The following is a 12,754-nucleotide window of genomic DNA, read 5'->3' as shown; positions in this document are numbered from 1 at the left end:
CGTCCTCACTTTCACCCGCCGCGGTTTTCTCGGCGGGTTTTTTCTTGGCGGGCGGCGGTCCGGAGGTGGGACCGGGGCTCGACCCGGGACGCTTCGACAGGCATTCGCAACAGCTTCAGGCAACCACTTTCATGAACAGAACGCTTCTCGGCATCCTCTGCCTGTGCCTGGGTGTGCTGGTGTTTTCGATCCAGGACGCGCTGATCAAGGCCGTTGCCGGCACCTATCCGGTGAGCGAGGCGCTGCTGATCCGCGCGATCGTTGCCCTGCCGCTGCTTCTGTTCATGGTCCACCGCGACGTCGGCCTCGGCGCCCTCGCCTCGCCCAACTGGCGCTTCCTCGCCTCGCGCTCGACGATCCTCTTCGTGTCCTACTGCGCCTACTATCTGGCGATACCGGCGCTGCCGATCGCCGATGCGGCGGCGCTGTTCTTCATGGCGCCGCTGATCATCATGGCGATGGCCGGCCCCTATCTCGGCGAGCGGGTGCCGTGGCAGAGCCTCGCCGCGGGGGCCATCGGGCTCGTCGGCGTCATCGTCATGGTCGATCCGGGCGCAGGCATCTTCGAGTGGGCGGCGCTGCTGTCGCTCGCCTCGGCCTTCCTCTACGGCTTCTCCCAGCTCATGGCGCGCAAGATCGGCGCGGCCGAAAGCGCCACGACCATGGCCTTCTACCAGAACGCCGCCTACCTGGTGGGAGCCCTGGCCATCACCGCGGTCTTCGCCGCGGCGGACCTGCCGCAGGCGGGGCATCCGAGCCTCGACTTCCTGATGCGACCCTGGGTGTGGCCGACCCTGTTCGATTTCCTGATGATGGCGGCCTGCGGCGTCATCGCCGCAATCGGCATGGTGCTGCTGGGGCAGGCCTATCGGCTGGCGCCCGCCAACAGGGCGGCGACCTTCGAATATACCGGGCTCTTGTGGGCGCCGCTGTGGGGTTTCCTGTTCTTCGCCGAGGTGCCGGACGGCGGCACGCTGGTCGGCGCGCTGCTCATCGTCGGCGCGGGCATATTCGCGCTGAATGTCGGTGCGCGGGCGCCTCAGGCGGCGCCGGCGAGCGCTGCCGTCGACTGACCGGACCTGACCAGCGCCAGCGAAACGCGGTCGCGGATGTCGGCGAGCGTGAACGGCTTCTGCACGACGTCCAGGATGATGGCGTCGAGTTCCTCGGCGCGCTCGCGCTGGTCGGCATAGCCGGTCATCAACAGGATCGGCAGGCCGGGAAAGGCGCGCGCCGCGGCCTGCGCCATCTCGATGCCGTCCATCTCCGGCATGCGGATGTCGGAGACGATCAGGTCGAAGCGCCCGCCTGCGGCACGGATGCGGTCCAGCCCCTGCGCGCCGTCGCAGGCGACATCGACTGTGTGGCCGGCGCGTTCGAGCGCGCGGGCGGCGAGGGTGCGGACGGACTCATCGTCCTCGACGATCAGAAGCTTTGCCATGCCGCGATATTTGCCGCGACAGGTTGACGATTTCTGAAGGCCGCGCGATTTCGTGCCCGCTCCGGCGTCAGGCGTCGCCCTTGACCACGCCGACGAAGGGCAGTTCGCGGAAGGCGTGCGCGACATCCATGCCGTAGCCGACGACGAAATAGTCGGGGCAGTCGAAGCCGACGTAGTCGGCGTTGAGATCGGTCTGCCGGCGCATGCGCTTGTCGAGCAGCACCGCGATTGAGCAGCTCTTGGCGCCACGCGACAGCATCAGCTCGCGGGTGAACTTCAGCGTCTTGCCCGATTCGAGGATGTCGTCGATGAGCAGCACGTCCCTGCCCTTCACCTCGTTGTCGATGTCGCGCAGCACGCGCACCTCGCCGCTGGTGGTGCCGGAGCCGTAGCTGGAGATGAAGATGAACTCGACCTCGGGCGACAGGCCGACGTCGTGCATGGCGCGGATCAGGTCGGCGGCGAAGATGAACGACCCCTTGAGCACCGAGATCACCAGGAGGTCGGTGTAGTCGTGCGCCGCGATGTCCTTGGCGAGTTCCAGATTGCGCCGTGCAATCGCCGAAGCGGAGAACAGCACCTCGATTTCCTTGTCGCGCACAACCGGCATGACGTCATCCTATTCCGAGAAAGCGACCGTAACGGTCCGTATCCCGTTCATAGGCACGTCGAGGCGGCTCGAAAAGTCCCATCTTGCCCCAGGCGCGACGCGGGCGGCCCCTGTCCCCAGCCTGTAGTGCAGCATCCTGCCGTCATTGGTGGCGATCGAGACGTCGATCGGCGGCAGTTCGGCAGGACCCGTCCCATCGTTGACGGCAGCGCCGTCGACGAGCAGCACCGGTCTCTGGCCGGACAGGTCGACGCGCGAATTGATCTCGGCGATCCGGAACGATGCGCCCTGGCCGGAAAACGGCAGCGCCGATGCGCGCAGGACGGCATGGCCGCCGGACACCCAGAAGGCCGTGGCCGCGAAGACAACGCCGGCGAGCCAGAACGCCGCGCCGCCACGGCTGCGGGCCGCGCGCTGCCGCCCCCCGGCAAGGCGCAGCATGTCCATGCCTTCCGTTGCGGCGGACTGGTCGGGAAAGGCCGCCTGCCCCGCGCCTGATTCGCCGTCGGCCGGACCGGCGCGCAGCACCTCGAAATCCGCATCGACGATGTCGGCCAGGCCGCGCTGCGGCACCTGGGCGCATGTGTCGCGGCAGCCCGCGGCCATGATTTCGCCGGAAACCGGGCGTGCTTTCCGCGCGTCAGCCATCGGACCCCTTAGACATTCTGCCGGAAGTGGGTAAACGGAATTGGTTAATGCTTCGACACCGGGGTGTTTCGCGCCTCGACACGGTCCGGAAATTAACCGTTCGTTAACCATGCGGACCCATGGTCGTTTCGTAGAAACGGGCGGCGAGGGTCCCGAACCACTTACGGGATCAATCAAGGTCAGCAGCACGTGATCCGCTTCGAGAATGTCGGCCTCAGATACGGAATGGGTCCGGAGATCCTGCGCGATGTCTCCTTCCACATTCCCGAGCGCTCGTTCCAGTTCCTGAGCGGGCCTTCCGGTGCAGGCAAGACCACGCTGTTGCGCCTGCTGTTCCTGTCGCTCAAGCCGACGCGCGGGCTGATCCGCATCTTCGACAAGGACCGTTCCCGCATCACCCGGGCCGAACTGCCGCTTTTGCGCCGGCGCATCGGGGTGGTGTTCCAGGACTTCCGCCTGCTCGACCACATGACCACCTATGAGAACGTCGCCCTGCCGCTGCGCGTCCGCGGGCGCGAGGAGGCGAGCTACCGCACCGACGTGACCGAACTGCTGAAGTGGGTCGGGCTGGGCGAGCGCATGCACGTGCTGCCGCCGGTGCTGTCGGGCGGCGAGAAGCAGCGCGCCGCGATCGCCCGCGCGCTGATCGAACAGCCCGAGGTGCTGCTTGCCGACGAGCCCACGGGCAACGTCGACCCGCCGCTGGCGCGGCGCCTGCTCAGGCTGTTCATCGAGCTCAACCGGCTCGGCACGGCCGTCGTCATCGCAACCCACGACCTCGGCCTGATGGACCAGGTCGACGCCCGTCGCATGATCCTCACCGGCGGGAGGCTCGACATCTATGATTGACGGTTCCGCCCAGCGTCATGCGGACGAGGCCGAATTCGAGGACGAGTTCGACGACGCCGAGCAGCAGCGCGCCCAATCGCCCGTCCAGCGCCGGACCGCACCGATCGTGCCGTCGCAGAACGTCGCCGGCCGGGCGCTGGTGCTGGTCATCGCCATCATGACCTTCCTGTCGTGCCTCACCTTCGGCGCGGTCACGCTCGTCCGCGACACCGCCTCTGTCTGGGAGAGCCAGATCTCGCGCGAGGCGACGATCCAGGTCAAGCCGGCCGAAGGTCTGGACATGGAGGCGGCGCTCGAGACCGCGTCGCGCATCGCCGGCGAGTTTCCCGGCGTGAGCGCCACCAGGATCGTCGATCGCGACGCCACCGCCCGCCTGCTCGAGCCCTGGCTCGGCAAGGGACTGAACATCGATGAATTGCCGGTGCCGCGCCTGGTGATCATCACCATCGACGAAAACGGGCCGCCCGACTTCCAGGCCATGCGCGAGGCGATCGCGCCCAAGGTCCCGACCGCCTCGCTGGACGATCACCGCACCTGGGTCGACCGGCTGGTGGCGATGGCGCGCACGACGGTGACCATCGGCACGGGCGTGCTCGTGCTGATGCTGGCGGCGACCGTGCTGTCGGTGGTCTTCGCCACGCGCGGCGCCATGGCCGGCAACGGCCACATCATCGAGGTGCTGCATTTCGTCGGTGCGGAAGCTGGCTTCATCGCCCGCGAGTTCCGCCGCCACTTCCTGCTTACCGGCATGAAGGGCGCGGCCGCCGGCGGCCTGGCCGCGGTGCTGGTGTTCATCGCCTTCTCGTGGTGGTCGTCACGCAATCTCGCGACCCCCCAGGCAGACCAGGCGACCGCCCTGTTCGGCAACTTCGCCATCGGCGCCAATGGCTATCTCGGCGTCGCCGTGGTGGTTGCCGTGATAGGCGCCCTGACCGCGGCCACCTCGCACTTCACCGTCGTCGCCTATCTCGACGAGATCGACATGCACCAGCCGGACGGGATGTAGTACATGAGCATCTCCTCACAAAGTGTGTCGCATCGTCATGGAATGTGCGAAAATGGGCTCTGCAAATGCCGCAAAGCCTGCATAATCATGGTGCCGTGATGGGACAGGACGCACTCGCCGCATCGGGGACGGTTTCAGCACCAAGATTTAGCCCGGCCGTGCGCGGCCCGCGCCGGAGGACCATCGTTCTGCGCCGCCTGCTCTTCGTTCTCGTCATTGCAGCGCTCGTATTCGCCGGCGGCTTCGGCATATTCGCAACCCACGTCAGCAGCCTGAACACGCCCGGCAACCCGTCGAAGGCCGATGCCATCATCGTGCTCACAGGCGGCCAGTCGCGGCTCGACGCGGCCATGGACCTGCTCAAGGCGGACAAGGGCGAGCGCCTCCTGATCAGCGGCGTGCACCCCTCCGCAACCCGCCGCCAGCTGCAGCTCGCCACCGGCAGCGACAAGGCGCTGTTCAACCGCGTCGACATCGACCGCGCCGCGCTCGACACGATCGGCAATGCCGTGGAAAGCGCCAAATGGGTGCAGAGCCACGCCTACCAGCGCGTCATCCTGGTCACCAACAACTATCACATGCCGCGCAGCCTGCTCGAGCTGGGGCGGCTTTTGCCGCGCGCCACCCTCGATCCCTACCCGGTGGTCAACACCAGGCTCGACAAGGGCAACTGGCTGGCCAAGCCGGAGGCGCTGCGCGTGCTGTTCATCGAGTACAACAAATACCTGCTGGCGCTGGCGCGCGGGATCGTGCCGGTCAAGCCGAGCGCCGAAAACATGGTGGTCGTGCAGGCCGAGGCCGCGGAATAGCAGCCTTCGCTGCGACAGCATTTTCCTTTTCGGGCTGCTTGGTGTAACGAACGCGGATTCCCGTCCTCAGGCACCCCACGCAAAAGATGCTCCAAATCCGCTCGCTGGCGTTCAACCTCGTCTTCTATGTCAGCCTGGTCGTCCAGATGATCCTGTGGACGCCCTACTACTTCCTGTCGCCGCGCCACCGGGCATGGTTCGTGCCGAAATTCTGGGCGCGTTCGAGCCTGTGGCTGCAGGAGAAGATCGCCGGCACGAAAAGCCAGATCACCGGCATGGAGAACCTGCCCGAGGGCTCGTTCATCCTGGCGCCCAAGCACCAGTCGTTCTGGGATGCGATCGCCTTCTTTCCCTACCTGCGCGACCCGCTCTACATCCTCAAGCGCGAGCTGATGTGGATCCCGTTCTTCGGCTGGTACATCAAGAAGATGAACATGATCCCGGTCAACCGCGGCAAGCGCTCGGCGGCGCTGAAGGCGGTGGTGGTCGCGACGCGCAAGGAAATGCAGAACGACCGCCAGCTGATCATCTACCCCGAGGGCACGCGCCGCGCGCCGGGCGACGAGCCGGCCTACAAATGGGGCATCGCCGAGCTCTACTCGGCGCTCAACCTGCCGGTGGTGCCGGTGGCGCATGTCGCCGGCCTGTACTGGCCGCGCCGCAAGTTCCTGCGCCATCCCGGCACGATCAAGGCACGCTTCCTCGAGCCGATCCCGGCCGGGCTGGACAAGGAAGAATTCATGCGGCGGCTGATCGCCGAGACGGAAGCCGCCTGTGACGAGTTCCTCATCGACGCGGCCAGGTCGGCCAACCCGCCGCCGATGCCGGACACGGCCGTCAAGCGCCTCAAGGAACTCGGCGTCAGCTGAGCGGGCCCGCGCCGCGGCCGACGGCCATCCGCCGTTCGTGCTCGAGCAGCCAGCGCTTGCGCCACAGCCCGCCGCCATAGCCCGTCAAATCGCCGGCCGCGCCGACCACCCGGTGGCAGGGGATGACGACGGCTATCGGATTGGCGCCGTTGGCGCGACCGACGGCGCGCACCGCGGCAGGGTTGCCGATGTCGGCGGCGAGGCCAGAATAGGTCGCCGTCGTGCCGACAGTGATGCGCCGCAGCCCACCCCAGACCTGCTGCTCGAAGGACGTGCCCAGCGGCGCGAGCCGGGTGGCGAAATCGGCCGACCGTCCGGCGAAATAGGCCGCGAGTTCGGCCTCGATCCGGTCGATCGGCGCAGAACGCCCGAAGGCGATCGCCGAGCCGGTGGCGGCCTGCAGTTTCCTCACCTCCGTCGCCAAAGCCTTGCGCTCGAGGAACTCGAGGATGTGCAGGGCATGAAGGTCGGCGATCGCGATCATCGGGCCGATCGGCGTCTCGATCCAGTCGGCCTTGAGCATGGCCTTGCCGCGCAGCCTGGCCGGCGTCTCGCCGAGCAGCCGCGTCACTGCCGCGCGAAAGCCGCTGCCGGACGAAAAACCGGCGTCGAGCTGCGCATCGACGACGCTGTCGCCTTCGGCCAGATGCGCCACCGCCTTGCCGATGCGGCGCAGCCGCGCCATTTCGAGGAAGCTCATGCCGAAGCGGCGCCTGAAGGCACGGCGCACGGTCGAGGCGTCGAAGCCCATGGCGACCACGTCGACCTCCAGCCAGCGGCGTTCGGGCTCGCGGTCGAGCGCATCGAGCAGCGTGGCGACGAGCGGCTCGGGCGCGCCGGTGCCCATCATCGGACGGCAGCGCCGGCAGGGCCGGAAGCCGGCATGCAGGCACTCGGCCGTGGTGTCGAAGAAGCGCACGTTCTCGCGCTTCGGCTTGCGGGCGGCGCAGGTGAGCCGGCAGAAGATGCCGGTCGAGGTGACGCCGACATAGGCGAGGCCGTCATAGCCCGGATCGCGGGCGATCAGGGCATCGTAGAGCGTGTCGTCGGAAGGTCTTTCGAAAAGCATGGGCCATGCATAGCGCGAACCCGGCGGCCTTGCCGCCGAAAATCGGGCATGCATTTTCGCTGCTGACACTCAGGGATGGACGCGGCGCGCCACCTCTTCCAGCCAGTGGTCGCGGATGCCGAGCGCCTTGAGATGCGCGACGGCGCTGAGCACGTAGTCTTCGTTGCGGCCCGACACGCCCACCGCGCCCGAGACGATCTCGGCGGCATGGGCAGCATCGAGATTGCCGGCGTATTGATGGTGCTTGCGGTCGGCGACGTAGCAGAGCGCCGGGACCTTGTTGCCCTGGTCGAGCCGGATCGCCAGCTCGCGCTCCAGATAGACGCTGGTCACCAGCTCGCGTTCCCTGAGATAGGCGATGACCTCGTCGCGCAAATCGCCGGGAACGCGGAACGCCATGCCGACGCAGGAGCCGCCGCGGTCGAGGCCGAGCACCAGGCCGGGCCGCTGCTCGGTGCCGCGATGCACCCAGGAGCGGATGCACAGCGAGCGGCGAAAGCCCATCAGGCGCGCGCGCCGCGTCTCGACATGGGCAAATCCCGGCCGCCACATCAGCGAGCCATAGCCAAACACCCAAAAATCGCCCATATCGCCAACCCTGTTGGTGGTCCGCACCCGCGTTAACGAGAGCCCGAGCATGACGTCAAGCCGAGAGCCGAAAACGAACTACAGCCGCCGCTTCCTCGGGCTCGGCCTGTTCATCATCGTTTTGTTCGGGGGCTACAGCGCCGGCTGGTTCTGGTTTGCCGGCAGATCCGAGGAAGCCGTGCGCGCGGCGATCGCCGATTTCAACGGCAACGGCATTGCCGCCGACTGCGTCAATCCAACCATCAGGGGTTTCCCGTTCCGCATCGGCCTGACGTGCGACCGGGTGGAATACGAGGACTCGCGGCAGCGCATTTCGGTGAGCGCCGGCAACCTGCGCACCGTGGCTCAGATCTACCAGCCGTCGCGCGCGCTGGTCGAACTCGACGGGCCGCTGCGCGTGACCGCGCCCGACCTGCCCCAGCTCCAGTTCGACTGGGAACTCATGCATGCAAGCGCCCGCCTGGCCAACCCGGTGCCGCAACGGCTGTCGGTGGAGGCACGCAAGCTGACCGGGCAGGCCTCCTTCAGCGACGGCGTGCCGATGTCGCTGTTCGCCGCGGAGAACATCCAGACGCACCTGCGCCCGAACGGCGCCGACCTCGACCTGGCCGCCACCTTTGACGGCCTGGCCGTCGACCCGGCCGCCCTCCAGGGCCGCAAGCTGCCGCCGCTGGACGGCAGCGCCGACACCTCGCTGGCCAACGGCGTGGAGATGGTCGCGAAGTCGGACCTGCGCCTGCGCGGACGGGCCGGCACGATCCGTTCCATGACGCTCACCACCGGCGGCAGCGCCGGGGTTTCGGTCAGCGGACCGTGGTCGGTCGCCGGAGACGGGCTGATCGACGCTGACCTGACGGTCAAGGTCCTCGACCCCAGGAAGCTGTCGGCCATCCTGTCGGAAGCCATTCCCGAGGAGCGTGAACGGATCGAGGCGGCGCTGTCCGGCCTTGCGGCGCTCGGCGACGCGCCGACCCTGCCGCTGAAGATCGCCAGGGGCAAGGCGACGCTGGGCTTCATTCCGCTGGGCATGGTGCCGGCCATCGCGCGGTAGCGACAACCCGACAGGACGATCGGCCTAGACGCCGGCCGCAATCGCGCCTGGACAGGCAGCCGCTGTGGGCGCCTTAAGTTACCTCTTGCATTTGTACAATCAATAGATGCAATCTTCGCTCGCAATATACAACTTTTGCGCGTGGAGGATATGGCAATGACTGCGACTGAATCTCCCTTCGGCATGATCTGGTCATCCGACCCCCAGTACCCATGGTACGACGGCCTCCTGCCCCCCGGTCTCAAGACCGAGGAGCAGATCAAGCAAAACTCCCAACGCCAGATCTGGGAGCAGTATGAAAGCATGAATGCCCTTGCCAAGAGCCGCAAGGATTCAAGCAATCCTTTCCCGATCAAGGGCGTCATTGCCAATGGCGACCTGACCGCCTTCGGTCACGATTGGCAGCTCGACAAATATCGGGAGATCGCCTCGATACTGCAGATGCCCTTCTATCCCGGCCTGGGCAACCACGACTACCAGAACAATGTCGACGACATGTACAACAACAACGGCGCCACCCGTATGGTCGACTTCATGTACGGATGGCTGAAGTCGAATTCCGGCCTGGTGCGGTACGATTTCACCGAAGTCTCTTACTATAAATTCCCGGAACTGCGGACGGACTATACGGGAAGCCTCGCATATTCCTTCAACGTCGGCAGGGTGCATTTCGTCCAGCTTCAGAATTTTCCTTCCTACCAGGACGACTGGAATTCGTGGAACGCGGGAGCCGCGCGCCGCGACTTCTACTTCATCAAGCCGTCGTTCTACTGGCTGAGGAACGACCTGGCGATCGCCCGCAACCGTGGCGACATCATCATCGTCAACCTCCACGACTATCATGACAATTTCATCGAGCCGGGCGTCACGACTTTCAACGAGATCATGGTGGAATACGGGGTCTCGGCGGTGTTTGCCGGCCACATCCATCCGACCTGCGAACGCATCGGCACGATCGGCAACTCCAGCATCCCGTTCTTCCGTTCCGGTTCGGCGTCGTACCAGGACTACCTGGTGGCCGACATCGATCCGAACCAGAGGACGATGCTGGTGCGGAAGATGGAGTGCCCGTTCGACGGGTACTACGGCTTCACCAACGACAGGTGGGAATGCGCGCTCAACGACACCGTACCGAACCCGCCGCTGCCGATCCCGCCATTGGAAGGCCACGTGACCGTCTTCAACGAGGGCGGCTTCGTCGCCAAGTTCCAGCTGCAATACAGCGAGAACGGCGAGCCGAAATCATTCGAGACGGGCGAAATGCCGCTCGGCAACAAGAAGACATATTACATCCCGCCCTACGCCAAGGACGTGTGGCTCGTGGGCTGGGAGCAGACCGGGCTCGTCTGGGAAGGCTGGCGCAAGGTCTTCGACCTGCGTTTCTCCGCGCCGCCGAACCAGTGCTTCAAGCTCTACGGCACCACGCTCAATCCGAAGTGGAACAACGACTGCACGTGAGCGGGCAGTGAATAGTGAATAGTGAATAGTGAGTAGTGAGTAGTGAGTAGTGAGTAGTGAGTAGTGAGTAGTGAGTAGTGAGTAGTGAGTAGTGAGTAGTGAGTAGGCCGAACGCAGCCTGAACGGCTGGCAAAAGCCGCTATTCCCTACTCACTACTTCACCATTCCCTAGTTTTTCACCGGATGCTCGATCGCCTGGCGACCGAAGTCGGGCGCGTCGATTTCCTGGCCGGCCTGGATGATCGAGCGGCGGATGGCGCGGGTGCGGGTGAAGAGATCGAACAGCTTCTCGCCGTCGCCCCAGCGGATCGCCCGCTGCAGCGAGGCGAGATCCTCCGAGAAGCGCGCCAGCATCTCGAGGATCGCATCCTTGTTGTGCAGGCAGACGTCGCGCCACATGGTGGGATCGGAAGCCGCGAGACGGGTGAAGTCGCGGAAGCCCGAGGCCGAGTACTTGATCACTTCCGACTTGGTCACCGCCTCGAGGTCGTCGGCGGTGCCGACGATGTTGTAGGCGATGATGTGCGGCAAATGCGAGACGATGGCGAGCGTCATGTCGTGATGCTCGGGGTCCATCGTGTCGATGTTGGACCCGCAGCGGCGCCAGAACTCCGACAGCTTCTCGAGTGCCGCGGCATCGGTGCCCGGCAGCGGCGTGAAGATGCACCAGCGGTTCTCGAACAGGTCGGCGAAGCCGGCATCGGGGCCCGACTTCTCGGTACCGGCCAGCGGATGGCCGGGAATGAAGTGCACGCCTTCCGGTACATGCGGCCGCATCTGGGCGATGACGGAGGCCTTGGTGGAGCCGACATCGGTGAGGATGGCGCCCGGCTTCAGCGCAGGCGCGATCTCCTCGGCCACCGCGCCCGACGAGCCGACCGGCACCGAGACGATGACGAGGTCGGCATCCTCGACGGCCGCCCTGGCGTCGCTCGAATAGCTGTCGCCCAGGCCGAGCTGCTCGGCGCGGGCCAATGTGGCGGCACTGCGGGTGGAGATGGCGATGTGGCGGGCAAGCCCTTCGCGGCGGATGACACGCGCCAGCGACGAGCCGATCAGGCCGATGCCGATCAGGGCGATCTTTTCAAACAGGGGTTCGGACATTTTTCAGCTTTTCAGGAATTCGGTGAGGGCAGCGATGACACCGCGATTAGCCTCTTCGGTGCCGACGGTCATGCGCAGCGCATTGGGGAAGCCGTAGCCGGCGACCCTGCGCAGGATATAACCGCGTGCCGAAAGATACTCGTCGGCCGCCGCCGCCGAGTGCTTGCCGTCGTCAGGGAAGTGGACCAGCAGGAAGTTGCCGACCGAGGGCGTGACGCGCAGCCCGAGCGTCTCGAACTCATTGACCAGCCACTCCACCCACCGGGCGTTGTGGGCGATGGTGCGTTCGACATGGCCGCGGTCTTCCATCGCCGCCACGCCGGCCTCGATCGCGGCCGCGTTGACGTTGAAGGGCCCGCGCATGCGCTCGAGCACGTCGATGATGTGCGACGGCGCATAGATCCAGCCGATGCGCATGCCGCCCAGCCCGTGGATCTTCGAGAAGGTACGGGTCATGACGACGTTCTCGTTGGCCGCGACCAGCTCGACGCCCGCCTCGTAGTCGTTGCGGCGGACATATTCGGCATAGGCGGCATCGAGCACCAGGAGCACGTTCTTCGGCATTGCCGCATGCAGGCGACGCACCTCCTCGAACGGCAGGTAGGTGCCGGTCGGGTTGTTGGGGTTGGCGAGGAAGACGATCCTGGTCCTCGGCGTCAGCGCCGCGATGATGTTGTCGACGCTGGCCTTCTCGGAATCTTCTCTGGCGACGACGGGAGTGGCTCCGGCGGCCTGGGTGTAGATCTTGTAGACCATGAAGCCATGCTCGGTGTAGACGGCCTCGTCGCCGGGCGAGAGGTAGCTCTGGGCGAGCAGGCCGATCACCTCGTCCGAACCGTTTGAGCACAGGATATTGGCCGGGTTCAGCCCGTGGGCCGACGCGATCGCCTGTCTCAGGCGCGACGCCGACCCGTCGGGATAATACTCCATCTTCTCGGCGAGTTTCCTCACCGCCTCGATCGCATGCGGCGAGGCGCCCAGCGGATTCTCGTTCGACGAGAGCTTATGGACCTTGGCGACGCCTGCCGGAGCGGTGCTCTTGCCGGGGACATAGGCTGCGATGTCCATGATGCCGGCGCGGGGTTCGGGACGAATCTGCTCAGGTGCCTTGGTCATGTCGAAAATCCTGGATTGGCGCCTCCGGGCGGAGGCCGCAGCGGAAATACCCCTCGGGGCCGGCAATGTCGAGGAAAACCGGCGAAAGCGGCAGCCCTGGCCGGACGAATGGGTCACGGTTGACGCAATCCGTCGC

14 protein-coding genes are annotated in these 12,754 nt (G+C 65.9%); 7 read left to right on the top strand and 7 right to left on the bottom strand.

The annotated features are described in order from the left end of the window. Positions 1–131: 131 nt before the first annotated feature. Positions 132–1,073 carry a DMT family transporter gene (locus tag PV773_RS15915; RefSeq protein WP_347967289.1) on the top strand — a complete coding sequence of 314 codons (942 nt, stop codon included), beginning with the start codon at positions 132–134 and terminating at the stop codon, positions 1,071–1,073. Here the strand turns inward: PV773_RS15915 and PV773_RS15910 are convergent. From PV773_RS15910 to PV773_RS15900, 3 genes are all read right to left on the bottom strand, one after another. After that, entirely contained in the window at positions 1,040–1,441 is a 402-nt protein-coding gene (locus PV773_RS15910) for a response regulator (RefSeq protein WP_347967288.1), read from the bottom strand. The genes PV773_RS15915 and PV773_RS15910 overlap by 34 nt on opposite strands. A 67-nt stretch (positions 1,442–1,508) precedes the next feature. After that, on the bottom strand, positions 1,509–2,051 hold the full coding sequence (hpt, locus tag PV773_RS15905; RefSeq protein ID WP_340040588.1) for a hypoxanthine phosphoribosyltransferase: 543 nt from the start codon (positions 2,049–2,051) through the stop codon (positions 1,509–1,511). A gap of 9 nt (positions 2,052–2,060) precedes the next feature. Continuing rightward, positions 2,061–2,657 (bottom strand): hypothetical protein, encoded by a 597-nt coding sequence (locus PV773_RS15900; RefSeq protein WP_347967287.1) that lies wholly within the window; start codon positions 2,655–2,657, stop codon positions 2,061–2,063. A gap of 231 nt (positions 2,658–2,888) precedes the next feature. Here PV773_RS15900 and ftsE point away from each other — a divergent pair, with 231 nt between their 5' ends. From ftsE to PV773_RS15880, 4 genes are all read left to right on the top strand, one after another. Beyond that, the gene (gene ftsE / locus PV773_RS15895; RefSeq protein WP_340040592.1) at positions 2,889–3,548 is read left to right on the top strand and encodes a cell division ATP-binding protein FtsE; all 660 of its coding nucleotides are present in this window, start codon (positions 2,889–2,891) and stop codon (positions 3,546–3,548) included. Continuing rightward, the gene (locus PV773_RS15890) at positions 3,541–4,554 is read left to right on the top strand and encodes an ABC transporter permease (protein WP_347967286.1); all 1,014 of its coding nucleotides are present in this window, start codon (positions 3,541–3,543) and stop codon (positions 4,552–4,554) included. The genes ftsE and PV773_RS15890 overlap by 8 nt, the downstream gene beginning before the upstream one ends. Before the next feature lie 98 nt (positions 4,555–4,652). Then, the gene (locus PV773_RS15885; protein WP_347967285.1) at positions 4,653–5,363 is read left to right on the top strand and encodes a YdcF family protein; all 711 of its coding nucleotides are present in this window, start codon (positions 4,653–4,655) and stop codon (positions 5,361–5,363) included. Positions 5,364–5,449: 86 nt separating this feature from the next. Beyond that, positions 5,450–6,232 carry a 1-acyl-sn-glycerol-3-phosphate acyltransferase gene (locus PV773_RS15880; protein ID WP_347967284.1) on the top strand — a complete coding sequence of 261 codons (783 nt, stop codon included), beginning with the start codon at positions 5,450–5,452 and terminating at the stop codon, positions 6,230–6,232. Here the strand turns inward: PV773_RS15880 and PV773_RS15875 are convergent. Further along, entirely contained in the window at positions 6,225–7,301 is a 1,077-nt protein-coding gene (locus tag PV773_RS15875; protein WP_347967283.1) for a trifunctional transcriptional activator/DNA repair protein Ada/methylated-DNA--[protein]-cysteine S-methyltransferase, read from the bottom strand. The two genes, PV773_RS15880 and PV773_RS15875, sit on opposite strands and share 8 nt — an antisense overlap. A 69-nt stretch (positions 7,302–7,370) precedes the next feature. Further along, the gene (locus PV773_RS15870; protein ID WP_347967282.1) at positions 7,371–7,889 is read right to left on the bottom strand and encodes a gamma-glutamylcyclotransferase; all 519 of its coding nucleotides are present in this window, start codon (positions 7,887–7,889) and stop codon (positions 7,371–7,373) included. Between the two features lie 49 nt (positions 7,890–7,938). On the opposite strand from PV773_RS15870, the gene PV773_RS15865 reads away from it, so the two are divergent. Together PV773_RS15865 and PV773_RS15860 are read left to right on the top strand one after the other, a co-directional pair. Next, positions 7,939–8,940 (top strand): DUF2125 domain-containing protein, encoded by a 1,002-nt coding sequence (locus tag PV773_RS15865; RefSeq protein WP_347967281.1) that lies wholly within the window; start codon positions 7,939–7,941, stop codon positions 8,938–8,940. A 156-nt stretch (positions 8,941–9,096) separates the two neighbouring features. Beyond that, the gene (locus tag PV773_RS15860; protein WP_347967280.1) at positions 9,097–10,398 is read left to right on the top strand and encodes a metallophosphoesterase; all 1,302 of its coding nucleotides are present in this window, start codon (positions 9,097–9,099) and stop codon (positions 10,396–10,398) included. A 168-nt stretch (positions 10,399–10,566) separates the two neighbouring features. Here PV773_RS15860 and PV773_RS15855 read toward each other — a convergent pair whose 3' ends face one another. After that, positions 10,567–11,502 (bottom strand): prephenate/arogenate dehydrogenase family protein, encoded by a 936-nt coding sequence (locus PV773_RS15855; RefSeq protein ID WP_347967279.1) that lies wholly within the window; start codon positions 11,500–11,502, stop codon positions 10,567–10,569. A gap of 3 nt (positions 11,503–11,505) precedes the next feature. After that, positions 11,506–12,618 carry a histidinol-phosphate transaminase gene (gene hisC, locus PV773_RS15850; RefSeq protein WP_347967278.1) on the bottom strand — a complete coding sequence of 371 codons (1,113 nt, stop codon included), beginning with the start codon at positions 12,616–12,618 and terminating at the stop codon, positions 11,506–11,508. Between the last annotated feature and the right edge of the window lie 136 nt (positions 12,619–12,754).

It is taken from the genome of Mesorhizobium sp. CC13 (assembly GCF_039907765.1).
GTDB lineage: Bacteria > Pseudomonadota > Alphaproteobacteria > Rhizobiales > Rhizobiaceae > Aminobacter.
The sequence above is the reverse complement of the archived record's forward strand: the minus strand, read 5'-3'. Positions and strand labels throughout refer to the sequence as shown.